Source organism: Nocardia sp. CDC519 (assembly GCF_059509835.1).
Genome location: NZ_CM183377.1, coordinates 1,681,674 through 1,704,322 on the forward strand (window position 1 = coordinate 1,681,674; position 22,649 = coordinate 1,704,322).

The following is a 22,649-nucleotide window of genomic DNA, read 5'->3' on the forward strand; positions in this document are numbered from 1 at the left end:
TGGTGTGATCCGTACCGGGCGCGCGGCGATGCCGGTGGGGGCACCTTAGGCTCGGAGTCATGAGTGAGCGCAGCGAGGGAACAGTCGACGCAGCCACGAGCACACGTACCGCCGTCGTCACCGGAGCGAGTTCGGGAATCGGTGCGGCCACCGCTCGCGAGCTCGCGAAGCAGGGCTACCACGTGTACGTCGGGGCCCGCAGGCTCGACCGACTGCAGCGGCTGGCCGAGGAGATCGGCGGGACGGCCCTCGAACTCGACGTGACCTCCGACGACTCGGTGCGGGCGTTCACCGACGCGATCGACCGGGTGGACGTGCTGGTCAACAACGCGGGCGGGGCCAAGGGCCTGGCGACGGTCGCCGAGGCCGACCTCGACGACTGGCGTTGGATGTGGGAGACCAATGTGCTCGGCACCCTGCGGGTGACCAAGGCGCTGCTGCCCAAGCTCATCGACTCCGGTGACGGGCTCATCGTCACCATCACCTCCGTGGCCGCCTTCCACGCCTACGACAACGGCTCCGGCTACACCTCGGCCAAGCACGCCCAGGCCGTGCTGCACCGCACTCTGCGCGGCGAACTGCTCGGCAAACCGGTCCGCCTCACCGAAATCGCCCCGGGCGCAGTGGAAACCGAGTTCTCCCTGGTCCGCTTCTCCGGTGACGAGGAGCGCGCCGCCAAGGTCTACGAAGGCATCGATCCACTGGTCGCCCAGGACATCGCCGAAATCGTCGCCTTCACCGCTTCCCGGCCGCCGCACGTCAACCTCGACCAGATCATCGTCAAGCCGCGCGATCAGGCCGACCCCGGCCGCTTCGCCCGCCGCACCTCCTGAGCCGGCCGCGCGGAAGCCTCGGCCGAATAGCTCTCGGCGGCGCTTTGTCACACTCGCGGGCACCACCTCGTCGGTGTGATGACAACGCCGGATGCAGGAGGTAGTGATGCGAGTTGCGGTGCTCGGTGCGAGCGGACGGATCGGCCGTGAGGTCGTGGATGTTCTGCAGAATCAGGGCCATGAGGTGGCCGAACTGACGCGGGCGGCGGGCGTGGACGCCTTGTCCGGCGCGGGACTGGCTCCGGCGCTGGCCGGAGCGGACGTGGTGGTCGACGCGACCAACGCGTCGACCACGGAAACCGCTGCGGTACAGGACTTCTTCGCCACCATCGCCCGGAACGTCCAGGAGGCGGCCTCGGCGGCGGGGGTGCGGCGGATCGTCCTGGTGTCGATCATCGGCATCGATGCGTTCCCGGCCGGCCACTACGCCGGCAAGCTCGCCCATGAGCGTGCATATCGGGAAGGCCCGGTGCCGGTGCGGATTCTGCGGGCCGCGCAGTTCCACGAATTCACCGAGATGATGCTGGAGTGGACCACCCGCGGTGACACCGCCTACGTCCCGGCGACTCGAACTCGACTCGTCGCCGCGCGCACAGTCGCGGAGCAGATGGTGACGCTGGTGCTGGCCGACTCCGCCCTGGAGATGACCGAGATCGCCGGTCCGGAGGAACTGAACCTGGCCGCGGCCACCGCGCGGCTGGCCGCACGGCGCGGTAGCCCGGCGCGGGTCGAGGAGATCGTCGACGACGACGATCCGAACCGGGACCTCCTCGCCGCGGGTGCGTTGCTACCCGGTCCGGGTGCGATCATCGCGGGCCCGACCTTCGAACAGTGGCTCGATCAGCACTATCCGCAGCACGGCTAGCCCGATGTCGTGCGCCGGTCGGCGGAATGGCCCGGCCGGCCGGCCCGGTGCATCCCGCAGCCGGGGACGATCAGTGCGGACCCTTGCCTAACGCGTCGGCAGGGGAGCATCGTGAAGAGCACCGGTGGCGCCACCGGGCGCTGCCCCGAAGCAGAGAGGGGGTGGATCGTGTACGCGCGATCTACCACGATTTTGGCGCAACCCTCCGCTATCGACGCCGGGATTGCGCATATGCGTGATGTCGTGCTGCCAGAACTCCAAGAGATACCAGGGTGCGTCGGATTGTCCCTGATGGTCGACCGGACCAGTGGCCGCTGCATCGCCACCAGCTCCTGGGAGACCGAGGAAGCCATGCATGCGAGCACGGAGCGGGTGGGCCCGATCCGTGAACGCGCGATCGCCTTGTTCGGCGGGAGCGCGCACGTCGAAGAATGGGAAATCGCCGGCTTGCACCGGGCCCACCGCACCCACGAGGGCGCCTGCGTGCGCGCGACCTGGGTGAAGACCGATGCCAGCCGCATCGACGCGGCCGTCGAGGTCTACAAGGCCAGCACCCTGCCCGCGATGGAGGAACTCGACGGGTTCTGTAGCGCGAGCCTGATGGTCAACCGCAAGTCCGGCCGGGCCGTGTCCTGCACCACCTATGACGACGCCGAGGCCATGCGGCGCAGCCGTGAACAGTCGGCGGCCCTGCGCGTGGACGCCGCCAGGCAGACCGGGGTCGAAGCGCTCGACGTGCGCGAGTTCGAACTGGCGATCGCGCACCTGCGGGTGCCGGAAATGGCATGAGGTTTCCGGCAGCGGGCTGACACGCGAAGGAACCGGCGGGTCGCGAGCAGGCGACCCGCCGGTTCGGCGTGCCGCCTCCGCTGAGCACCGGTGCGGATGGGCCGGTACTAGACCTCGCCCGATGCCCGCCGGAAACTGTGGTGCCGTCGCTGTTCGCAGACGGTGACGGAGTACTCGCTGTAGAAATCGGTGCGACCGAGACGCTGGGCGTTGCGGTGCTCGGCGTCGTTGCGCCACGCGTCGTGATGGGCGCGGTTGTCGAAGACGACGATGGAGACCCGCTCCCCGTCGGCGGCGGTGTAGGACTTGATCTCGACGAAACCGGGCATGGCGCGGGCGCGTTCTTCCATCCGTTCGGCCATGGCGGCGTAGCCGTTGGCCTCGGCGTCCGGGCGTAGGCGCGAGCGGAAGATGGTCACGATCTGCGGGTCGTCATCGGTCACGTGCTGAGCATGCGTGGATTCGAGGGCCGAATGCCAGCGAATTCTCGACACCGGCATTGCCTGCGGGCGACGGAGCTGTACGGCCCGGACCACCGGGCCTGCTGTGTCGCCCACCGAGCCCGTCCGCTGTGGGCGACAATCGCCCCGGCACATCGATCAGGGAGGCTGCGTGGCGATTCTGGCGCTCGATATCGGGGCGACGAAGTTCGCGGCCGGGGTCGTCGACGATGCGGGCCGGGTGAGCGCGGTGCGGCGGGTCGCGGTTCCGGAGTCGGGGGTGTGGGCGGCGTGCCGGTCGCTGCTGCTCGCGGTGGCCGCGGGGGAACCGGTGCGCGCGGTCGGGATCGGATCGGCGGGGCCCGTGGATGTGCCTGCGGGAGTCACCGGCCCACTCAATATCCCGGAGTGGCGCGACGGTTTCGCGATCGGGGCCGCGGTCGGCGAGCTGTTTCCCGGTGCCGCAGTGCGATTCGCCATCGACGGTGCGTGTCTCGCACTGGCCGAACAACATTCGGGCGCGCTGCGCGGTGTGCCGAACGCGCTGGCGATGACGGTCTCGTCCGGGATCGGCGGCGGACTGCTGGTGGATGGCCGCGTCGCCGTCGGGCGTACCGGCAATGCGGGCCACATCGGCCACATCGTGGTGCCCGGCTGGGATGTGCCGTGCGCCTGTGGCGGATACGGCTGCGTCGAGGCCATCGCGAGCGGGATGTCGTCGGCGCGGTGGGCCAGAGAGCAGGGCTGGCCGGGTGCGGACGGGGCCGAGTTGGCGCGGGCCGCCGCGGCCGGTGATCCGATCGCCGTCGCCGCGCTCGAACGGGCGGGCACCGCCCTCGGGCAGGCCATCAGTTCGGCCGCGGCGCTGCTCGATGTCGACACCGTCGTCGTCGGCGGCGGCTTCGCGCACTCGGGGGAACCGCTGTGGGCGCCGATGCGCGCGGCGATCACCCGGCACGCCGGGCTGAACTTCATCCGCGAGCTCCGGGTGGAACGGTCCGCCCTCGCCGACGGAGCGACCCTGGTCGGCGCCGCCATCCTCGCAGCGGACCTGCCCGCGCCCGGCTGATTCCGGTCGACCTCCTGACCGGCGCGTCCACCGCTCGAGGTGCACGCACGCCGCCGATCCGGCCATGGCAGGATGGCCCGCATGACGTACACCCTCGTGTTGCTGCGCCACGGCGAGAGCGAATGGAATGCCCTCAATCTGTTCACCGGCTGGGTGGACGTCCATCTGACGGACAAGGGCATCGCCGAGGGCAAGCGGGCCGGTGAACTGCTGGCCGAGCACGGCATCCTGCCCGACATCGTCTACACCTCGCTGCTGCGCCGCGCGATCAGCACCGCCAACATCGCGCTGGACGCCGCCGACCGGCACTGGATTCCGGTGGTGCGCGACTGGCGTCTGAACGAGCGCCACTACGGCGAGTTGCAGGGCAAGAACAAGGCCCAGATCCGCGACAAGTACGGCGATGAGCAGTTCATGCTGTGGCGTCGCAGCTACGACACCCCGCCGCCGCCGATCGAGGCCGACAACGAGTACAGCCAGACCGGCGATCCGCGGTACGACGGCATCGAGGTGCCGCGCACCGAATGCCTGCTCGACGTGGTGAACCGGATGGTGCCCTACTGGGAGTCGACCATCTCCAAGGAGCTGCTCTCGGGCAAGACCGTGCTGGTCGCCGCGCACGGCAACTCGCTGCGCGCCCTCGTCAAGCACCTGGACCAGATCTCCGATGACGATATCGCCGGTCTCAACATCCCCACCGGCATCCCGCTGCGCTACGAGCTCGACGAGAACCTGCGCCCGGTGCGCCCACGCGAATACCTCGACCCGGAGGCCGCCGCCGCGGGTGCCGCCGCCGTCGCGAGCCAGGGCGGTAAGTAAGCACCTCCCGCATCTCTGTCAGCGCGGGGGGGGGTGGTTTGGGAAAGGGGGAGATGGGGGGTTGGTGCGGTGGCGGCCTCCTCCATCCCACCACGGTAAAAACAAAGAGAAGAAAACCCCCCCCCCCCCCCCCCCCCCCCCCCCCCCCCTTCCCCCCCCCCCCCCCCCCCCGCTGGCGTTTCGGCCCGGTATCCGCTCCATCCGTCTGGGTCGGTCACCGCTGCGGGCCGCCTGTCGAACCGGCAAAACCCTCTCTCGACCGGCCGCCGAGCACATTAAGTGACTGACGATTATTACTCCACGGTAAGGGCTGTGTAGGCTGCTGATCGTCTGACCAGTGCGAGAGGTGGGTCACGTCCGATGAAGTACGTCTTACGGGCCGTTGTGATGATGGTGGCGGCGGTGCTGCTCGTTCCCCTGCTGGGACAGAGCGCGCTCGCGACGCCGGCGGCGGCCGGTCCGGACGGTGGTGCGGCGGGCGCAAGCTGGGCTGCTTCCCACGACGGCCCCCAGCCGTACCCGAAGATTCATATCGAATGGGACGTGCCGATCACGATGAGCGACGGCACGGTGCTCAAGGGCAACGTCTACCGTCCCGCCGACGAGTCCGGGCGTCCGGTCGATACGAAGACGCCGACCATCGTCAACATGACCCCCTACACCAAGTTGGTGTCGAATCTGGCCGATCACGCCGGATCCATCCCCGGCCTGTCGGACGCGCTGTTGCAGGCGCTGCGCGATGTCGATCTCAGCGGCACCCCGCTGTCCGGCGTCACCGACCTCACCAAGGCCTTCGCCGGTGGTGAACTGCGCAATTTCGCCGTCGACCGCCAGCTCGTCAAGAGCGGGTACTCGCAGGTCGTCGTCGACGTGCGGGGCACCGGGTTCTCCCAGGGCGAGTGGGACATGCTGCGCGATCGCGAACAGCAGGACACCGTCGAGGTGATCGACTGGGCCTCGCGCCAGCCGTGGTCGACCGGCAAGATCGGCATGAACGGCATCTCCTACTCCGGCATTAACCAGGTGCAGGCCGCGGAAAAGCAGCCGGCCGCGCTGAAGGCGATCTTCCCGGTGGTGCCCGGCAGCGACCTGGTCAACGATGTGCTCGCACCTGGCGGCGGGTTCGGCTTCAACTTCATCCCGCTGTGGTTGACCGCGATCAACGGCCTGAAATGGGTGCCGGATGTCTCGTCGCTGGTCGTCGGCAATTTCGATCAGCAGTGGCTGGCCGACCGGATGGCCTCGCCGTTCACCTACCTCGACGTCTTCCTCAACGCCTACACCAAGGTCAAGATGGAGGAGCTCGATCCACGAGTGCGCGGCATGCTCAACCGCAACAGCTCCGAACGCCAGTCCTGGCTCGGTGATCCGAGCACGATCAGCACACCGACCTTCGTGGTCGGCGGCTGGCACGATCTGTTCACCTACTCCGAATCCAAGATCTACAACAAGATCCCGCTGCCGCCCGGCCAGAAGCAGCTGCTGATGGGCAACACCTATCACCTGAACTCCGGCAACGAGTACGGCAAGCCGGGCCTGCCGCCGCGCCTGGATGTGTTGCAGCGCGCGTGGTTCGACAAGTGGCTCAAGGGCATCGATAACGGCATCGATAGCTACGGTCCGGTGACCCTGCGCCAGCAGGGCGGCGGCTGGGTCACCCGCAACGGATTCGGTGAGTCGGCGCCGGCCGGCGAGCGCGCCGAACACCGGCGGATGTATCTGTCCGCCGCGGCGAGCGGCACCGCGCGCAGCCTGCACGACGGCTCGCTGACCGCGGGCCCCACCAGTGATACCGCCCGGCTGACCGTGGCGCCCGGCCTGACCAGCCTGTGCTCCAACGACGCCGCCCAGGGCACCGCCGGTGTGCTGTCGATCATCGACGGCTGCGCCAAGGACTCCCGCATCCAGGAGCTCAACGGGCTGACCTTCACCAGCGCGCCGGTCGCCGAGGCGACCACCGTTTCCGGCCCGATCGCGGTGCGGCTCAACACCGTTCAGGACGGCGCCGACGGCTACTGGGTGGTGACCGTCAACGATGTGGCGCCCGACGGCCAGTCCACGGTGTTGTCCTCCGGGCAGCTGATGGCTTCGTTGCGCGAGATCGACGAGGCCAACAGCACCCGCTCGGCCAACGGCGATTACACCGATCCGCGCCCGTACACCTCGCTCGACAAGCGCAAGCCGACCGTCCCGGGTGAGGCCACCACCCTCGACATCACCCTCCCGGCGACCGAGGCGCTGCTGAAGCCGGGCCACCGGCTGCGGGTCGATGTGTACGCGGGCAACTTCCCGAAGGGTCTGCCGATCCTGCCGATGCTGGTCGACACCGCGCTGAAGCCGCAGCACGTCCAGCTGGACCCGCAGCGCCCGAGCTTCGTCAACATCCCGGTGCGCGGCAACACGGGCTGGTGATGCCCGGCCCCGGCCGCCCCTGAACCAGGCGCGGCGATCACGGAGGGGAATCGCCGCGCCGAGCCGCCGGCCGAGCGGGGTCGCGTGAGTATTCGAACTCGCGCGGCCCCGCTCGCTCGTTGTCGCGGGTGAGCCGGCCGTCATCGCTTCGTCCGCCCGGTCCGGGTCGAGTCTCGCCCGACCGGCCCTGTGACGGCCGGGTCGGCCTCGCCTGTCGCTGACAGCGCGCCTGACGCCCGGTGTGGCGAGCGATCAGTCCGCGACCGCGAACGCCGCTTCGACAGGCGGGAATACGGCGCGCGCGTCATATCCGGCGAACCACAGCCCGACCGTGAAAACCGCGGTGGCTTCGAGGTAGCGCGCCCGGTGCAGGCCGCCCGCCGGTGCCGGGACCAGTCCCAGATCCGCTACCAGGCCACCGACCAGGCTCACCGCGGACGGATCGTCACCGCAGATAGGCACGGCCAGTCGGCGATTCTCGAAAACCCTTGCCGGGCCGGCGAATACCTCGGCGGCACACACATTGAACGCCTTCACCACCCGCGCACCCGCGGCGGTGGCCGCGATCCGCTCGGCGACCGCATCCTCGGACAGCACGAAACCGCTGGCGCCCTTCGGGAGCGTGCTGTCCGGGGCGAAGGCGTTGGTGCAGTCGATGACCGTGCGGCCGATCAACGCGTCCGAGGCCACCGTGAGGACGTCGTCCAGCGCGCTGACCGGGACGGCGAGCAGCACCGCCGCGCCGAAGCTCGCCGCATCGCGAATCTCGCCACTGCCCGCGCCATGGCCGATCGCGTCCGCGGCCGCGCGGGCCGCTGCGAGACTGCGAGCGCCGACGACGATCTCATGCCCGGCCGCGGCCCACCCGCCGCCGAGTGCGCGCGCCATCTGCCCGGCGCCGATGATCCCGATTCGCATGTGAACTCCTGTGCTCGAAGACCTGTCGCCCCCGACGGTAGGTATTCCGATAGGCACCTCCGGGTGCCCGACGGCGGTGGCACTCTGGAGGACGTGCAGGTGGAGTTCGCCCCGTACGGCGATTTCGAATCGGACTGCCCGGCCCGCATGGGCGTGGACCTGTTCGGCAATTCGTGGCTTCCGGTCGTGGTGTACATGCTGCGCGACGGGCCGATGCGTCCGCGCGATCTGCGGGCGGCGATCGGCGGCATCAGCCAGAAGATGCTGACCCAGACCCTGCGCCGGATGGAGCGGATGACGCTGGTGGAGCGACGCAGTTATCCGACGGCGCCGCCGCGGGTCGACTATGTGCTCACCGAAGCGGGCCGAGATCTGCTCGTCCCGATCTACGCCCTGGGCGCGTGGGTCGAGACACACGGTGCCGCGGTCAACGCCGCCCTGCACGACACGCCGTAACCACGGTGTTGCCCGCTTACGCCACACTTTGGCCGAACAACAAGTGAACGCCTGGCTAACGTCGCCATAAGCACCTGTGACCTGCGTGAAACTTCGCGGACCTGGCGTCGCGGCCGCATCCGGCGACCGTACGATTCTAGATGTGAGTGTTCCCCAGGCCGTGTTGCTGGCAGTCGTCGCGGCTGTCGTCGGACTGGCGATCGGTGGACTGCTCATCCCGTATATGAACGCCAGGCAGGCCGCGCGCAGACAGGCCGAATCCGGGCTCACGATGTCGCAGGTGCTCGACCTGATCGTGCTGGCTTCGGAGAGCGGGATCGCGGTCGTCGACGAATACCGCGACGTCGTGCTGGTCAACCCGCGCGCCGAGGAACTCGGCCTGGTCCGCAACCGGCTGCTCGACGAACGCGCCTGGGCGGCCGTGGAGAAGGTGCTGGCCAGCGGCGAATCCGCGGAGTTCGACCTGACCGCCAAGAACCCGGTGCCCGGCCGCAGCCGCATCGCGGTGCGCGGCGTGGCCAGGCCGCTCTCACGCGAGGAAACCAACTTCACCGTCCTGTTCGCCGACGACGATTCCGAACAGGCGCGCATGGAAGCCACCCGCCGCGATTTCGTCGCCAACGTCAGCCACGAGCTCAAGACGCCGGTCGGCGCGATGAGCCTGCTGGCCGAGGCGCTGCTGGAATCGGCCGACGATCCCGACGCCGTGCGCCACTTCGGCGAACGCGTGCTCGGCGAATCGCGCAGGCTCGGCAAGATGGTCACCGAACTGATCGCCCTGTCCCGGCTGCAAGGCGCGGAGAAGCTGCCGCAACTGGAAGTGGTCGACGTCGACACCGTGGTGATGCAGGCGGTGGACCGCTCCCGCACCACCGCCGAAGCCGCGGGCATCACCGTCAGCACCGACCGGCCCAGCGGGCTAGAGGTGCTCGGCGACGAGACACTGCTGGTCACTGCGCTGTCGAATCTGGTGGAGAACGCCATCGCGTACTCGCCGGCCGGATCGCACGTCTCGGTGAGCCGGTCGCTGCGCGGGGATCACGTCGCCATGGCGGTCACCGATCGCGGTATCGGCATCGCCAAGGAAGATCAAGAGCGGGTGTTCGAACGCTTCTTCCGCTCGGACAAGGCGCGTTCGCGCTCGACCGGCGGCACCGGCCTCGGGCTGGCTATCGTCAAACACGTGGCCGCCAACCACAACGGTGAGATCACGCTGTGGAGCAAGTTGGGCACCGGCTCGACTTTCACCCTGCGTATACCGGCACATCACGAAACCGACGGCGAGGAAGAGGCCGGCGGCGTGGTGATGAGCAAGAAGGAAACCAGCCCGCGCCCGACGGTGCCGGGCCGAACCAATGGTGTGGAGGCACGCAGATGACGAGTGTGTTGATCGTCGAGGATGAGGAGTCGCTGGCCGACCCGCTCGCCTTCCTGCTGAAGAAGGAAGGTTTCGAGGTCACCGTCGTGGGTGACGGCCCGTCCGCGCTCGCCGAGTTCGACCGGTCCGGTGCCGACATCGTGCTGCTCGACCTGATGCTGCCCGGTATGAGCGGTACCGACGTGTGCAAGCAGCTGCGCACCCGCAGCGGCGTGCCGGTGATCATGGTCACCGCCCGCGACAGCGAAATCGACAAGGTCGTCGGCCTGGAACTGGGCGCCGACGACTACGTCACCAAGCCGTACTCGGCGCGCGAGCTCATCGCCCGCATCCGCGCCGTGCTGCGCCGCGGCGCGGGCGACGAACTCGACGGCGGCAGCGAGAACGGCGTGCTCGAGGCCGGACCGGTGCGCATGGACGTCGACCGGCACACCGTGCTGGTGAACGGCAAGCCGGTGACATTGCCGCTCAAGGAGTTCGACCTGCTCGAATACCTGCTGCGCAATTCCGGCCGGGTGCTCACCCGTGGCCAGCTCATCGACCGGGTCTGGGGCGCGGACTACGTCGGCGACACCAAAACCCTCGACGTGCACGTCAAGCGGTTGCGTTCGAAGATCGAAGCCGATCCGGCGCGGCCGGAGCACCTGGTGACCGTGCGCGGGCTCGGGTACAAGCTCGAGGCCTGATCTCGGCGGCAGCCGCGCGGACGCCCGCCTCGCACGATCGCCCGGCCCGGCTGCCCGAGGCCGGCCGGCAGGGCTGAGCCGGACGTCGCCGAGTCGCGTCGTGCTGCCCTGTAGGAAAGTGCGGGCGGTAGTAAGCCGAGCGCGGTGGCGGGGCGTGCCGGGGCTCGTGACGGCGGCGGGTGGGCCTACGCGGACTGCTCGGCCGCTTCGGCCTGCTCACGTATGCGGTCGGCGTGCACCGTCGCCGGATGCACGGCGATCAGCTCGAGCCCCTCCCGGCGCTTGCAATGCCTGGCCAGCTCGTCGTAGGCCGGCTTGCCGAGCAGTTCGGTGAGCTCGGGGCCATATGACTGCCACACCGGGCGCGCGCCCACATGGGCGTCCGGTGATCCGGAGCAGTACCAGTGCAGATCGAGGCCGCCGGGACCCCAGCCGCGCCGGTCGTATTCGGTGATCACGGTGCGCAGGATCTGCACGCCGTCGGGGCGGTCCACCCAGTCCTGGGTGCGCCGGATCGGCAGTTGCCAGCACACGTCCGGCTTGACCTCGAGCGGTTCGATCCCGCGCCGCAATGCCATGGTGTGCAGCGCGCAGCCGACCCCGCCCGCGAAACCGGGACGGTTGAGGAAAATGCAGGCGCCGTCGTAGCGGCGGGTGCGCAGGGCGGGCTCGTCCTCGAGCTCGTCGAGCTCCAGATAACCCTTCTTGCTGACCTTGCCCTCGGCATTGCGGGCCTGGTCCATGAGCTGCCAATCCTCGGGTGTGAGCATTTTCACAGCTCTTTGCAGGCGTTTGCGGTCGTCGGTGTCGGCGAGGAAGGCGCCGTGCGAGCAGCAGCCGTCATCGGGGCGGTCGTCGAGGATGCCTTGACAGGCGGGCGTGCCGAAGACGCACGTCCAGCGCGACAGCAGCCAGGTGAGGTCGGCGACGATGAGATGCTCGTCGTTTGCCGGATCGACGAATTCGATCCATTCACGCGGGAAATCGAGGTCGACTTCCGGAGTCGGGTCCATCTTTCCCGCTGGTCGCGGCCGGGTCTGGCCGGATGCCGCTGCGCCTGCCGTCACACCTGTCGACGCTAACAGTTCGGTCGCCTGAGCTGAAGCTCGCATCCGTCGTCGTCGACCGCATCAGGTCCGCGCGCCCGGTCGCGAGTACCGTGTTCATGTGCGTCTCGGGGTACTCGATGTGGGAAGCAATACCGTTCACCTGTTGGTGGTGGACGCGCATCGGGGTGGCCATCCGATGCCGATGAGCTCGACGAAAGCGACGTTGCGGCTCTCGGAAAACATGGATGACGAGGGAAAACTCACCCCCGCCGGCGCGCAGCGGCTGATCGCGACGGTCAAGGAATTCGCCAGCATCGCCCAGACCTCGCGCTGCGTGGAGCTGATGCCGTTCGCCACCTCGGCCGTGCGCGATGCCACCAATTCCGACGAGGTGCTCGCGCGGGTACGCGCCGAGGCAGGCGTCGATCTGAAGGTGCTGTCCGGCGAGGACGAGGCCCGGCTGACGTTTCTCGCGGTGCGCCGCTGGTACGGCTGGAGCGCAGGCCGCATCCTGAATCTCGATATCGGTGGCGGCTCGCTGGAGATCACCAACGGCGCCGATGAAGACCCGGATGTGGCGCTGTCGCTGCAACTCGGCGCCGGCCGGCTGACCAGGGAATGGCTGCACGAGGATCCGCCGGGTAAGCGCCGGGTCGCGGTGCTGCGCGACTGGCTGGACGCGGAACTGGTGGCCCCCGCCAAACAGGTGATCGATGCGGGCGCACCGGATCTGGCCGTCGGCACCTCCAAGACCTTCCGTTCGCTGGCGCGGCTCACCGGAGCGGCGCCCTCGGGCGCGGGCCCCCGGGTTCGACGTACACTCACCAGCTCAGGTCTTCGTCAACTGATCGGTTTCATCTCCAGGATGACCGCCTCGGACCGGGCGGAGCTGGAGGGCGTGAGTGCGGACCGGTCCCAGCAACTGGTGGCCGGTGCATTGGTCGCGGAGGCGAGTATGCGGGCTCTATCGCTGGATAGCATCGAAATTTGTCCGTGGGCGCTGCGGGAGGGACTGATCCTGCGCAAACTGGATACCGATATGAACGGTGGACCCCTTGTCACAGGCACACCGGGCACGGCAGCCGGCGTCAGCGCTGCCTCGCCCGGCAGCGCCGCGTCGGCGGGCCCGATCGAAACGGTGCCTTCATGAGTGAGGAATCCAAACAGCTGTCGGTCGCCGAACTGCTGGCCCGCAACGGCCAGCAGGGAGCGGCCTCGTCGGGCGGGGGCCGGCGCCGTCGCTCCGGACGCGGGCTCTCGGTCGCCGAACTGACCGGCGATCTTCCGGTGATCGACGGCGGACGATCCGCGCACTCGGCGCCCGACGACGATGACGAGGCACCAGCGCCGGCTGCGGCCGAAGGCGTCAACGGCTCGCACGGCGCCTACGGCGTGGGCACGAACGGTTCGGCCGGGTCGAACGGTGTGAACGGTTCGCACGGGGTGAACGGCTACGGGTCTGCTTCGTCGGCGACCCAATTCCTCGCTCCCGCTTATGAACCGCCTGCTCCGCACGCCCCTGAGCCCGAGCCGGTGTACTCGCCGATGTCGGGCCCGATCACCCGCTTCGATCCGCTCGCCGGTGACGCCGATACCGAGCCGCGCGAACGTCGCCGCTCACGCCACAGCGCGCCGGGGTCGGAGGACGGCACCGGAGTCGAGACGCCATCGCCGGTCGTCGCCGAGGCTCTCGGTTCCGGGCGCACCGGACGTCGCCGTCGGCGCGCCGATCCCGACGACGAGTACGACGCCGAGCCCCAGGCACCCAACGGCCACGCCACCGATCCGGTGCGTCGTGGCTGGCAGCCCGCCCCCGCGGCCCCCGGTGGTCGCGACAGCTCCGTGAGTGGCCGGGCCGCCCGCCGCCGGGCCGCCGAGGCTGCCGAGGCCCAGGCCGCCGCCGAAGCGCAGGCCGCCGCCGAGGCCCAGGCCAGGGCGGCCGCCGAAGCCGAAGCCGCCGCGCAGGCCAAGGTCGCCGAAGCCAGAGCCGCCCGCGCCGACGCCAGCCCGGCCGCCGCGGCCTGGACCCCGCCGACCAACGGCTACGGCCCCACCCCGCGGGCGTCCTGGCAGCCCGTCGAGCAGGTCGGCCCGCCGGCCCCGCCCGGGCTCGCGGATCCGGGCCCGGCCACCGCCGCCTGGACGCCGCCGCCCGTCAACGGGTTCGCGCCCACGCGTACCGAGCCGGGACCGGCGATCCCGGCCTGGACCCCGCCCAAGGACAACGGCTACGCGCCGGGCCCGCAGCCCGCGCAGGACCAGGGCCCGGCGACCGCCGCCTGGTCACCCACCATCAAAGGTTTCGCACCCGGTCCCACCGCGGCGCCGGAGCCACCCGCCCGCGACACCCGCCCCGAACTGCCGCGTCGGCGCGAGGCGCAGGGCGAGAACGGCCTGCCCGCCTGGTCGGCGCGACGGCATCGTTCCGGTTCGGGCGGCCCCGAGACCGGCGGCATCCCGACGGCTGCGTGGTCGCTGGCCAACCAGGATCAGCAACTGCTCTCGGGCCAGACCGTGGCCGGCGATCTGCTGCGGGACGGCGCCGAGCGCGCCGAAGCCGGCCGCAAGGGCCGTGGCCGATCCGGGCGCGGCGCCTCCCGGCCGGAACCGGCGGAGATCGTCGAACCCGACGATCAGCGCACCGATGTCTATGCCCCGGTGGCGGCGGACGCCGATCTCGACGATGACGCCGAGGATTTCTACGACGAGGACGAGCTGCTCGACGACGAACTCGATGACGAGTTCGACGACGACGAGCCAGGAGAATCATCCTGGGGGCGCCGCACCGCCGCACTGAGCCGCACCTCGTCATCGCTGCGCCGCAAGGCCGGCGCGCTCGGCAAATCCGGTGCGCTCGGCAAGGTGACCTCGCTCGCCGGCGCCAAAGCGGCCGCACTGAGCAAGAAACCGGCCGCGGGCACCAGCGCCGCACTGGCGTCGGGCGCCGCCGCATCGGGCACGCGCGGCTCCCGTAGCGCCCGCAAGGCCGAATACGAGGCGAACAAGCGGCAGTGGATGATCCTCGGCGGTCAGAGCGCGGGCGCGGCGGTCGCGGGCATGTTGCTGTTCAAGGGTTTCGAGCGGATGTGGGAGATGCTGCCGTGGGTGGCGCTGGCGCTGGCCATGGTCGTCATCCTCGGTCTGGTGGCGCTGGTGCGCATCCTGCGTCGCACCGACGACATCCTCAGCACTGTGATCGCTGTCGTGGTCGGCATCTTTGTGACGCTCGGACCGCTAGCCTTTCTTCTCAGTACGAACTGAGTAGGGAGCGGCTGTGGGGAACATCGGGCAGGCGGACGAGACCAGGGTGGAGCCGGGCCACGCGAGCGCGGCGGGGGAGCCGGCTGCCTCGCCCGAGCGCGGCCGGATCTGTGTCGGCTTGTCCACGGCGTCGGTGTACCCGCAGAACACCGAGTCGGCGTTCCGGTATGCCGCCGAATTGGGTTATGACGGCATCGAATTGATGGTGTGGGCCGAGCCGGCCAGCCAGAGCATCGCGATCGTGCAGTCCTACGCCCGCAAGTACGCGGTCCCGGTGCTTGCGGTGCACGCACCATGCCTGCTCATCTCGCAACGGGTGTGGGGCTCCGATCCGGTCGCCAAGCTCGAGCGCAGTGTCCGCACTGCCGAAGCGCTCGGTGCCGACACCGTTGTGGTGCATCCGCCGTTCCGCTGGCAGCGCCGCTACGCGGAGAACTTCGCCGCCCAGGTGGCCGAGCTGGAAGCCGACAGTTCCGTGGTGGTCGCGGTGGAGAACATGTTCCCGATGCGCGCCGATACGTTGTTCGGCCGTCGCGGTGGGGCCGCCAAGCGGCTGGAGCGCCGCGGCGGGCCGGGCTTGGCGCTGACGGCGTTCAGCCCCTCCTACGATCCGACCGATACCGGCTTCGCGCACTACACCCTCGATCTGTCGCATACCGCGACCGCAGGGGCCGATCCGCTGGCGCTGGCCGCGCGGATGGGTGCGGGCCTGGCGCATCTGCATCTGGCCGACGGACGCGGCGCGGCGCACGACGAGCATTTGGTCCCCGGCGACGGCTCCCAGCCGTGTGTGGAGGTGTGCGCGGCGCTGGTGCGGTCCGGGTTCTCCGGTCACGCCGTCGCCGAGATCAATACCCAGAACGCGCGCACCACCGCCGATCGCGCGGCCATGCTCTCCCGGACGCTCGCCTTCGCCCGTGAGCATCTCAACGGGCTCACCCCGGCGCCGGCGCCGCAGCCGCCGCGCAGCGGATCCGCCTGATCGGTCCGCGCGGTCACCCACCCGGGAATATCGACCCGCCCAGCCCGACTTGTACGCTGTACGAACGAGTTGGCCGAACGACAGGAGTGACGATGACGACGGAGCTGACCGCCGACCCCGATCAGGCCACCGCCGCCCCCTTCGGCCAGGTGTGCGCCCTCACCGAGCTCACCACCACCGACGCGGCCACCGGACGCTACGCGGGCACCATCGATCCGATCTGGACCATCGGCCCCAAGGTGCACGGCGGCACCATGGTCGCCGCCTCGGCGGCCGCCGCGACCACCTGGCTGCGCACCGTCGATCCCGAGCGCACCGCCATGGCGCCCATCGCCGCGAGCTCGGACTTCCTCGGCGCACCGGAACCCGGCGCGGTCGAGTACGAGGTGAGCGTGCGCAAGGTCGGCCGCCAGATCTGTCTGCTCGACGCCACGCTGAGCCAGGGCGGAAAGGCCATGGTGCGCACCGCCTTCACCTTCGGCCATCTCGACGACGCCGAGACCCCGCCCGCCTACGCACCGTCGCATACCGATATGCCCGTCGAACCCGGCGCCACCGCGCTCGCCTACGACCCCGACTCGCCGATGGGCCAGATCGTGCACGTCGCGCAGGGCGCCGATCTGTGCATCGACTCCGAGTGGGCGCGCTTCCTGGCCGGCGAAACGGGAGTTCCCCGGCTACGCCTGTGGATGCGCCCGCGTGCCGGTGACCAGAACGATCCGGACGTGTCGATGTACTTCGCCATGATGGCCGCCGATATGAGCCCGCCGGTGCCGGCGAACCTCGGCAGCTTCGGCTGGGCGCCGACCGTGCAGATGACCACCTACCTGCGGCGCAGGCCCGCCCCCGGCTGGCTGCGCATCATCGCCACCACGCACGAGGTGGGCGGGCGGATGTTCGACGAGGATCAGCTCGTCATCGACTCCACCGGCGCCGTCGTCGCACAGAGCCGTCAGCTGGCGTTGATGCCCGTCCCGCGCTGACAGCGGCCGCCCCCGGCCGGGCGAGTTCACGACTGTTGGCAGTGCGGACTGTCGGCCGTCTAGCCTTATGGCTCATGACCAGAATTGCTGTGATCGGTGGCGGGCGCATCGGCGAAGCGTTGATCGCGGGTTTGCTCGAATCCGGACGGGCCGTCAAGGATCTGGTGGTCGTGGAGACCCACCCGGATCGCGGCGAGATGCTCGCGGACCGGTTCGGCATCCGGATCACCGATTCGGTGACCGATGCCGCCGTCGGCGCCGACCTGCTGGTGATCGCGGTGAAACCCGGCGATGTCGACGCGGTTCTCACCGATCTGGGCAAGGCCGAACTCGGCGGCGATCGCGATCAGGTGCTGGTCTCGCTGGCCGCCGGAGTGCCGACGGCTCGGCTGGAGAACAAGTTGCCCGCCGGTTTCCCGGTGGTGCGGGTGATGCCGAATACGCCGATGCTGGTCGGGCAGGGCATGAGTGTGCTCGCGCCGGGTCGCTACGCCAAGGCCGATCAGCTCGAGCTGGTCTCCGAGGTGCTCGGCGCCGTCGGCAAGGTGGTGGTCGTGCCGGAAACTCAGATGGACGCGGTGACCGCCGTATCCGGTTCCGGGCCCGCGTACTTCTTCCTCGTGGTCGAGGCCATGGTCGACGCAGGCGTCGGGCTCGGCCTGACCCGCGATGTGGCCACCCAGCTGGTCGTGCAGACCATGATCGGTTCCGCCGCGCTGCTAGAGGAATCCGGCCAGCAGGCGGCGGATCTGCGCGCCGCGGTGACCTCGCCCGCGGGCACCACCGCGGCCGCCTTGCGCGAGCTGGAGCGCGGCGGCGTGCGTTCGGCGTTCCTGGAAGCGCTGCACGCGGCCAAGCAACGGTCGGTGGAACAGGGTGTGGCCGCCGAGTAGCCGCCGGTCGACGCGCAATATCGGCTGATTTCTCACACCCGTCGCAGCAATCCCACTGGTCCCGCTAAGCTTCAAGGAGCACGTGCGTGTCTGTTCCGCCGGTGGGGAAGCCAGCGGCGCGGACGTGCCGGAGGTCAGTGGTGCGATGATGTCTTCGAACAAGATGTCTCCAAGTGGTGGCGGTTCGCCACAGGGACAACCCGTGCTCGGCGGAGGAACGCAGTTCCTCACCGTCGCCGAGGTCGCGAATCTGATGCGGGTGTCGAAAATGACGGTGTATCGGCTGGTGCACTCGGGAGAGCTACCCGCGGTGCGCGTCGGCCGGTCGTTCCGGGTGCACGCGAAAGCGGTGCACGAATACCTCGAGACGTCCTACTTCGACGCGGGATGAGTCGATTACCGGCGCTTGTGCCCGGGCCGGTACGATGGACCCTCGGTTCGTGTTCACGCACCGGGGCTACCGCATGTTCGTTGGCCGAGGTGGCGCGAACATTGGGAGTGAGGCTTGCCGAGCGACCGGACAGTTGGCGTACGTGAGTGCGTGCGCGCCGAGTAGAGAGAACGCGAGGAACACCCTATGGGTTCTGTGATCAAGAAGCGCCGTAAGCGCATGTCGAAGAAGAAGCACCGCAAGCTGCTTCGTCGTACCCGCGTGCAGCGGCGCAAACTCGGCAAGTAAGCGCTGATGACAGCAGAAGGACCCGTCACCGATCAGGTGGCGGGTCTTTCATTTTGAAATACAAAGATTTGAAACCTGGCGTGTTTCCGGTGACTGAAGTCATCGTTAGAAGGCGGTTAAATCTCGCGGCGGAGGGTACGGCAGCAGTTAGTCTGGAACGGGAATAAATCCGAGGGGGCTCGAAGGTGGGACGGCCCGGTGCGTATGGACGTTGAGGCTAGTAGGGGCGCACGATTGCCCGACGTGGTGATGGTGACCGGCGCGGCCAGGTTCTTCGGCGGCAATGTGGTCTCCCGGCTGGCTCAGGACGAGCGGATCGCGCGCGTCATCGCCGTGGATTCGCTGACCCCGAGCCCCGAGCTGCGCCGTCGGATGGGGCGTGCCGAATTCATCCGCGCCGATATCCGTAATCCATTGATCCGCAAGGTGATCGCGGGCAACGACGTCGACACCGTCGTGCATGCCGCGGTGCTCTCGCATCCGCCGGCCGGTGGCAGTCGTGCGGCGATGAAAGACCTCAACGTGCTCGGCGCGATGCAGTTGTTCGCGGTGTGCCAGAAAGCGCCGGCGGTGCGGCGGGTGGTGCTGCGTTCGTCGTCGGCGGTCTATGGCGGAAGCGCCAAGGACCCGGCGAAGTTCACCGAGGAAATGGGTGCCCGCACCCCGCCGAGCGGCGCGTTCGCGCGCGACATGATCGAAATCGAAGGATTCGTGCGCGGGCTGGCGAGACGTCGTCCCGATATCGCCGCGCCGATTCTGCGCTTCGCGCCCATCGTCGGGCCTGGACTGGCGGGGCGTGGCGCCCAGTTCCTGCGTTCGCCGCTGACACCGACGGTGCTCGGCCGCGACGCACGGATGCAGTTGTTGCACGAAGAAGACGCGGTCGCCGCCTTGGTGCACGCAGCGCTGGGTGCACCCGGAGGTACGTTCAACATCGCAGGCGATGGAGCCTTGGCTCTGTCACAAGCAGTTCGCCGTGCGGGCCGGGTCGCCATGCCGGTCCCGTGGGCGCTGTTCCGCACCATCGGCCGCTCCCTGATGGGTCCGGTGATGCGCGATTTCAGCGCCGAACAGCTCGACTACTTCCATTTCGGTTGTGGCCTGGACACCACTCGTATGCGCACCGAGCTCGGATTCGAGCCGCGGTGGACGACGGTACAGGCGTTCGACGACTTCATCGGGGGCGCAGCGCTGCGGCCCGTCGTCGATCCCTCGTGGATCGATGCCGCGGAACACAAACTGCTCGGCCTGGTAGGGGCCGGTACGGGAGCACATACATGAACGATGTAGCGAAAGTGATCCAGCTGCACGACCTCGCCGTGGAACCACGGCCACGGCCCACGCCACGGGAGTGGAGCACTCCGGTGCCCACCGTGACGTCGCTGACCGATCGGCTGGCCGCCGCGCCGGCCGCACCGCAATCGCTGGCGGAGCTGATGCGCGGTGCGCTCGGCAAGCAGATCAGCAAGACCGCCGAATTCGCCCGCCGCAGGCTCACCGGCGACTATCAGGTCGACGAATTCGGTTTCGATGAGCATCTGCTCGAATCGGTGATCCTGCCCGCGCTGCGCCCGCTGTCGGACTTCTGGTTCCGGGTGCAGGTCAGCGGCATGGAGAACATCCCGGAGGTGGGCGGCGCGCTGATCGTGTCCAACCACGCCGGCACGGTGCCGCTGGACGGGCTGATGCTCCAGCTCGCCATCCACGACCATCACCCGAAGCAGCGCGCGCTACGCCTACTCGCGGCCGATCTGGTCTTCGAGACGCCGGTGCTCGGCGTGCTGGCCCGCAAGGCCGGGCACACCCTGGCCTGCCGTCCCGACGCCGAGCGGCTGCTGCGCACCGGTGAACTGACGGGCGTGTTCCCCGAAGGGTTCAAGGGCGTCGGCAAGAAATACGCCGACCGGTACAAGCTGCAACGCTTCGGCCGCGGCGGATTCGTGGCCGCCGCCGTGCGCACCGGTGTGCCGATCATTCCGTGCTCGATCGTCGGATCCGAGGAGATCTACCCCAAGCTGGCCGATATCAAGCCGCTGGCGCGTCTGCTCGGGCTGCCCTACTTCCCGGTGACGCCGCTGTTCCCGCACCTCGGCCTGCTCGGCGCGATGCCGCTGCCCTCGAAGTGGTACATCGAATTCGGCAAGCCCATCGCCACCACCGAATACGAGCCAGAGGCCGCCGACGATCCGATGACGATGTTCGAGGTCACCGACCAGGTTCGCGAAACCATCCAGCAGACCCTGTACAAGCTGCTCACCAAGCGGCGCAACCCGTTCACGGGGTAGCGCGGGCCGCGCTACCGGCGCTGCTGCCGGTGCGGTTCGGATCGCGACGGCGTCAGTGCAGCTCGCGCCGCCGGGTGATGGCCGCCGCCACCGCACCACCGGCCGCCCCGAGCGCAAGCGCCGTGGGCACGCCGATCTTGGCGGCCTTGCGTCCGGTGCGGAAATCGCGGATCTCCCAGCCGCGGTTCTTGGCGACCTCACGCAGATCCGAATCCGGGTTGATCGCCACCGCGGTGCCCACCAGCGACAGCATCGGCACGTCGTTGTGGCTGTCGGAATAGGCGGTGCAGCGCTTGAGGTTGAGGCCCTCGCGGATGGCGAGGGTGCGCACCGCGTGCGCCTTGCCGAGCCCGTGCAGGATGTCACCGACCAGGCGGCCGGTGAACTTGCCGTCCACACTCTCGGCCACCGTGCCGAGCGCGCCGGTGAGCCCGAGCCGCTTGGCGATCACCTGTGCCAGCTCCACCGGCGTCGCGGTGACCAGCCACACCTGCTGACCCGCGTCCAGATGCATCTGCGCCAGCGCCCTGGTGCCCGGCCAGATCTTGTCGGCGATGATCTCGTCGTAGATCTCCTCACCGAGTGCGGCCAGTTCGGCGGTGGAACGGCCGGCGATGAATTCGAGCGCCTTTTCCTTGCCCGAGGCCATATCGGTGCTGTTTTCTTTGCCGGTCACCCGGAATTTGACCTGTTTCCAGGCGATATCGACCAGATCCGAGGTCTTGAAGTATTTGCGAGCGGCCAGTCCGCGCGCGAAATGCACGATCGATGCGCCCTGCACCATGGTGTTGTCGACATCGAAAAACGCCGCCGCGGTGAGATCGCGCGGAACCTCCGGTCCACCGGTCTCCTCGTCGGCGGCCGAGGCCAATTCCGCGTCGTGCAGCGCCAGCGCGGCGTCGGCGCTGGCCTCACCCGCCAGGTTGGCCCGCAGTTCCTCTTCGCTCGGGCCGAACGGGCTGCGGGAGATGCGGGCGAGCTGATCGGTGAGGCCCTGGCCCAGCGGGCCCAGATTCCACCGCGCCGGAAACTCGCCGAACCGCCCCGCGATGAATCCGGTCCTCGCCACCCTCGATCGTTCCGGCACCAGTACCTCCGCCCGTCGCGCTGTGTCAGTCCGGCGGTCTCCCGGGGCCCCTACGTGGTTACGCAAGCTGCTGCCTCCGGGTCCGTCGCTCGACCGCTGTGTCGATCCGGCGGTCTCCCGGGGCCCCTACGTGGTTACGCAAGGTGCCGCCTCCGGGCCCGTCGCTCGACCGCTGTGTCGGTTCGCGCCTGACCGGGGGCCTGCGTGGTGGCACATTCCACCGCCGCCCGGCCGTGACCTGCCAGGCGCAAGCCACGTCCAACAGTAACCGGATTCCGCCCTCATGACCCCAGGACCGTGCGCAGTCGCACTGGCGTGGCGAGGGGATTTAATAACCTTCATGACCAATCCCACAGAAAGTGCCGGATCCGGCGCGCCGCCGTCGGTCACCCTGCTGACCAGGGCCGGCTGCGGAATGTGTGCCATCGCACTCGAACAGTTGCGGACCATCTGCGCCGATTACGGGGTGCAGGTCGGCACCATCGACGTCGACGAAGCCGCCGCCACCGACCCTGGCCTGCGCGCGGAATACGGCGACCGGCTTCCTGTGGTGCTGCTCAACGGTCGTGAGCACAGCTATTTCGACGTCGACGAACCCCGATTGCGAGCCGACCTGAGCCGATGATCGGCGCGCCGAGCGGCGCTGCGCTGGTCGCGGGGGAAAATGAGGCCAATTTCACCGACTTTGTGCAGGGCTTCACAAGCGGTTACGGTGGTGGCACGCGACCCGCGGGCCGAGGATTCTCGAGAGCGTTCTCGAGCAGC

Annotated in this window: 23 protein-coding genes; 19 read left to right on the forward strand and 4 right to left on the reverse strand. The window is 69.1% G+C overall.

Going from position 1 to position 22,649, the window contains the following annotated elements; all coding sequences use genetic code 11:
* Positions 1 to 59 precede the first annotated feature (59 nt).
* The 3 genes from AC5W7N_RS07615 to AC5W7N_RS07625 all read left to right on the forward strand — a co-directional run bounded on the left by AC5W7N_RS07615 (position 60) and on the right by AC5W7N_RS07625 (position 2,487).
* A complete protein-coding gene (locus AC5W7N_RS07615; RefSeq protein ID WP_195020126.1) occupies positions 60 to 833 on the forward strand; it encodes an SDR family NAD(P)-dependent oxidoreductase in 774 nt (257 codons plus the stop codon).
* A gap of 106 nt (positions 834 to 939) precedes the next feature.
* Complete coding sequence (locus AC5W7N_RS07620) at positions 940 to 1,698, forward strand: SDR family oxidoreductase (RefSeq protein ID WP_228805876.1); 759 nt, start codon at positions 940 to 942, stop codon at positions 1,696 to 1,698.
* A 168-nt stretch (positions 1,699 to 1,866) separates the two neighbouring features.
* Positions 1,867 to 2,487 (forward strand): antibiotic biosynthesis monooxygenase, encoded by a 621-nt coding sequence (locus AC5W7N_RS07625; protein ID WP_194989268.1) that lies wholly within the window; start codon positions 1,867 to 1,869, stop codon positions 2,485 to 2,487.
* 107 nt (positions 2,488 to 2,594) lie between these two features.
* Here the strand turns inward: AC5W7N_RS07625 and AC5W7N_RS07630 are convergent, their stop codons facing one another.
* Positions 2,595 to 2,930, reverse strand: a complete 336-nt coding sequence (locus tag AC5W7N_RS07630) for an antibiotic biosynthesis monooxygenase family protein (protein ID WP_280213300.1) — start codon at positions 2,928 to 2,930, stop codon at positions 2,595 to 2,597.
* Positions 2,931 to 3,099: 169 nt separating this feature from the next.
* Here AC5W7N_RS07630 and AC5W7N_RS07635 point away from each other — a divergent pair, with 169 nt between their 5' ends.
* The 3 genes from AC5W7N_RS07635 (at position 3,100) to AC5W7N_RS07645 (ending at position 7,227) form a co-directional block, all read left to right on the forward strand.
* The gene (locus tag AC5W7N_RS07635) at positions 3,100 to 3,996 is read left to right on the forward strand and encodes an ROK family protein (RefSeq protein WP_195020125.1); all 897 of its coding nucleotides are present in this window, start codon (positions 3,100 to 3,102) and stop codon (positions 3,994 to 3,996) included.
* An 81-nt stretch (positions 3,997 to 4,077) separates the two neighbouring features.
* Positions 4,078 to 4,815: a phosphoglyceromutase gene (locus tag AC5W7N_RS07640; protein WP_163810240.1), complete on the forward strand. Its 738-nt coding sequence runs from the start codon at positions 4,078 to 4,080 to the stop codon at positions 4,813 to 4,815.
* A gap of 360 nt (positions 4,816 to 5,175) precedes the next feature.
* Complete coding sequence (locus AC5W7N_RS07645) at positions 5,176 to 7,227, forward strand: CocE/NonD family hydrolase (RefSeq protein ID WP_495923445.1); 2,052 nt, start codon at positions 5,176 to 5,178, stop codon at positions 7,225 to 7,227.
* Positions 7,228 to 7,479: 252 nt separating this feature from the next.
* Here AC5W7N_RS07645 and AC5W7N_RS07650 read toward each other — a convergent pair whose 3' ends face one another.
* The gene (locus AC5W7N_RS07650) at positions 7,480 to 8,145 is read right to left on the reverse strand and encodes an NADPH-dependent F420 reductase (RefSeq protein WP_163810236.1); all 666 of its coding nucleotides are present in this window, start codon (positions 8,143 to 8,145) and stop codon (positions 7,480 to 7,482) included.
* Between the two features lie 63 nt (positions 8,146 to 8,208).
* On the opposite strand from AC5W7N_RS07650, the gene AC5W7N_RS07655 reads away from it, so the two are divergent.
* The 3 genes from AC5W7N_RS07655 to AC5W7N_RS07665 all read left to right on the forward strand — a co-directional run bounded on the left by AC5W7N_RS07655 (position 8,209) and on the right by AC5W7N_RS07665 (position 10,665).
* Complete coding sequence (locus AC5W7N_RS07655; protein ID WP_280213306.1) at positions 8,209 to 8,601, forward strand: winged helix-turn-helix transcriptional regulator; 393 nt, start codon at positions 8,209 to 8,211, stop codon at positions 8,599 to 8,601.
* Positions 8,602 to 8,743: 142 nt separating this feature from the next.
* Positions 8,744 to 9,979: a sensor histidine kinase gene (locus AC5W7N_RS07660; RefSeq protein ID WP_163810234.1), complete on the forward strand. Its 1,236-nt coding sequence runs from the start codon at positions 8,744 to 8,746 to the stop codon at positions 9,977 to 9,979.
* Positions 9,976 to 10,665 (forward strand): response regulator, encoded by a 690-nt coding sequence (locus AC5W7N_RS07665; RefSeq protein WP_014353185.1) that lies wholly within the window; start codon positions 9,976 to 9,978, stop codon positions 10,663 to 10,665. The genes AC5W7N_RS07660 and AC5W7N_RS07665 overlap by 4 nt, the downstream gene beginning before the upstream one ends.
* A 185-nt stretch (positions 10,666 to 10,850) precedes the next feature.
* Here AC5W7N_RS07665 and AC5W7N_RS07670 read toward each other — a convergent pair whose 3' ends face one another.
* The gene (locus tag AC5W7N_RS07670; RefSeq protein ID WP_495924053.1) at positions 10,851 to 11,678 is read right to left on the reverse strand and encodes a DUF3109 family protein; all 828 of its coding nucleotides are present in this window, start codon (positions 11,676 to 11,678) and stop codon (positions 10,851 to 10,853) included.
* Positions 11,679 to 11,832: 154 nt separating this feature from the next.
* Here AC5W7N_RS07670 and AC5W7N_RS07675 point away from each other — a divergent pair, with 154 nt between their 5' ends.
* The 9 genes from AC5W7N_RS07675 (at position 11,833) to AC5W7N_RS07715 (ending at position 20,797) form a co-directional block, all read left to right on the forward strand.
* The gene (locus AC5W7N_RS07675; protein WP_194989264.1) at positions 11,833 to 12,864 is read left to right on the forward strand and encodes a Ppx/GppA family phosphatase; all 1,032 of its coding nucleotides are present in this window, start codon (positions 11,833 to 11,835) and stop codon (positions 12,862 to 12,864) included.
* A complete protein-coding gene (locus AC5W7N_RS07680; protein ID WP_495923446.1) occupies positions 12,861 to 14,975 on the forward strand; it encodes an Rv0497 family membrane protein in 2,115 nt (704 codons plus the stop codon). The genes AC5W7N_RS07675 and AC5W7N_RS07680 overlap by 4 nt, the downstream gene beginning before the upstream one ends.
* Before the next feature lie 106 nt (positions 14,976 to 15,081).
* Complete coding sequence (locus AC5W7N_RS07685; protein ID WP_163810535.1) at positions 15,082 to 15,957, forward strand: sugar phosphate isomerase/epimerase family protein; 876 nt, start codon at positions 15,082 to 15,084, stop codon at positions 15,955 to 15,957.
* Positions 15,958 to 16,049: 92 nt separating this feature from the next.
* A complete protein-coding gene (locus tag AC5W7N_RS07690) occupies positions 16,050 to 16,940 on the forward strand; it encodes a thioesterase family protein (protein ID WP_163810228.1) in 891 nt (296 codons plus the stop codon).
* 74 nt (positions 16,941 to 17,014) lie between these two features.
* Positions 17,015 to 17,833 carry a pyrroline-5-carboxylate reductase gene (gene proC, locus AC5W7N_RS07695; RefSeq protein WP_194992506.1) on the forward strand — a complete coding sequence of 273 codons (819 nt, stop codon included), beginning with the start codon at positions 17,015 to 17,017 and terminating at the stop codon, positions 17,831 to 17,833.
* A 145-nt stretch (positions 17,834 to 17,978) separates the two neighbouring features.
* A complete protein-coding gene (locus AC5W7N_RS07700; protein WP_036540611.1) occupies positions 17,979 to 18,224 on the forward strand; it encodes a helix-turn-helix domain-containing protein in 246 nt (81 codons plus the stop codon).
* Positions 18,225 to 18,410: 186 nt separating this feature from the next.
* A complete protein-coding gene (locus AC5W7N_RS07705; protein ID WP_003402602.1) occupies positions 18,411 to 18,512 on the forward strand; it encodes a 30S ribosomal protein bS22 in 102 nt (33 codons plus the stop codon).
* Positions 18,513 to 18,716: 204 nt separating this feature from the next.
* A complete protein-coding gene (locus AC5W7N_RS07710; RefSeq protein ID WP_194992407.1) occupies positions 18,717 to 19,793 on the forward strand; it encodes an NAD-dependent epimerase/dehydratase family protein in 1,077 nt (358 codons plus the stop codon).
* Positions 19,790 to 20,797, forward strand: coding sequence for a lysophospholipid acyltransferase family protein (locus AC5W7N_RS07715; RefSeq protein WP_194992404.1), 1,008 nt, complete (start codon positions 19,790 to 19,792; stop codon positions 20,795 to 20,797). The genes AC5W7N_RS07710 and AC5W7N_RS07715 overlap by 4 nt, the downstream gene beginning before the upstream one ends.
* A gap of 52 nt (positions 20,798 to 20,849) precedes the next feature.
* On the opposite strand, the gene AC5W7N_RS07720 is transcribed toward AC5W7N_RS07715, so the two are convergent.
* Complete coding sequence (locus tag AC5W7N_RS07720; protein ID WP_228807032.1) at positions 20,850 to 21,809, reverse strand: HAD family hydrolase; 960 nt, start codon at positions 21,807 to 21,809, stop codon at positions 20,850 to 20,852.
* A 415-nt stretch (positions 21,810 to 22,224) separates the two neighbouring features.
* Between AC5W7N_RS07720 and AC5W7N_RS07725 the strand changes: the two genes are divergently transcribed.
* Entirely contained in the window at positions 22,225 to 22,509 is a 285-nt protein-coding gene (locus AC5W7N_RS07725; protein WP_163810220.1) for a glutaredoxin family protein, read from the forward strand.
* The last annotated feature ends 140 nt before the right edge of the window (positions 22,510 to 22,649 follow it).

Bases quoted from the DNA above. Each gene is read 5' to 3' on its own strand.
- AC5W7N_RS07620 (WP_228805876.1), top strand. From the start codon at position 940: ATGCGAGTTGCGGTGCTCGGTGCGAGCGGACGGATCGGCCGTGAGGTC.
- AC5W7N_RS07715 (WP_194992404.1), top strand. From the start codon at position 19,790: ATGAACGATGTAGCGAAAGTGATCCAGCTGCACGACCTCGCCGTGGAA.
- AC5W7N_RS07705 (WP_003402602.1), top strand. From the start codon at position 18,411: ATGGGTTCTGTGATCAAGAAGCGCCGTAAGCGCATGTCGAAGAAGAAG.
- AC5W7N_RS07615 (WP_195020126.1), top strand. From the start codon at position 60: ATGAGTGAGCGCAGCGAGGGAACAGTCGACGCAGCCACGAGCACACGT.
- AC5W7N_RS07710 (WP_194992407.1), top strand. From the start codon at position 18,717: ATGGACGTTGAGGCTAGTAGGGGCGCACGATTGCCCGACGTGGTGATG.
- AC5W7N_RS07645 (WP_495923445.1), top strand. From the start codon at position 5,176: ATGAAGTACGTCTTACGGGCCGTTGTGATGATGGTGGCGGCGGTGCTG.
- AC5W7N_RS07640 (WP_163810240.1), top strand. From the start codon at position 4,078: ATGACGTACACCCTCGTGTTGCTGCGCCACGGCGAGAGCGAATGGAAT.
- AC5W7N_RS07690 (WP_163810228.1), top strand. From the start codon at position 16,050: ATGACGACGGAGCTGACCGCCGACCCCGATCAGGCCACCGCCGCCCCC.
- AC5W7N_RS07680 (WP_495923446.1), top strand. From the start codon at position 12,861: ATGAGTGAGGAATCCAAACAGCTGTCGGTCGCCGAACTGCTGGCCCGC.
- AC5W7N_RS07725 (WP_163810220.1), top strand. From the start codon at position 22,225: ATGACCAATCCCACAGAAAGTGCCGGATCCGGCGCGCCGCCGTCGGTC.
- AC5W7N_RS07650 (WP_163810236.1), bottom strand. From the start codon at position 8,145: ATGCGAATCGGGATCATCGGCGCCGGGCAGATGGCGCGCGCACTCGGC.
- AC5W7N_RS07700 (WP_036540611.1), top strand. From the start codon at position 17,979: ATGATGTCTTCGAACAAGATGTCTCCAAGTGGTGGCGGTTCGCCACAG.
- AC5W7N_RS07670 (WP_495924053.1), bottom strand. From the start codon at position 11,678: ATGGACCCGACTCCGGAAGTCGACCTCGATTTCCCGCGTGAATGGATC.
- AC5W7N_RS07665 (WP_014353185.1), top strand. From the start codon at position 9,976: ATGACGAGTGTGTTGATCGTCGAGGATGAGGAGTCGCTGGCCGACCCG.
- proC (WP_194992506.1), top strand. From the start codon at position 17,015: ATGACCAGAATTGCTGTGATCGGTGGCGGGCGCATCGGCGAAGCGTTG.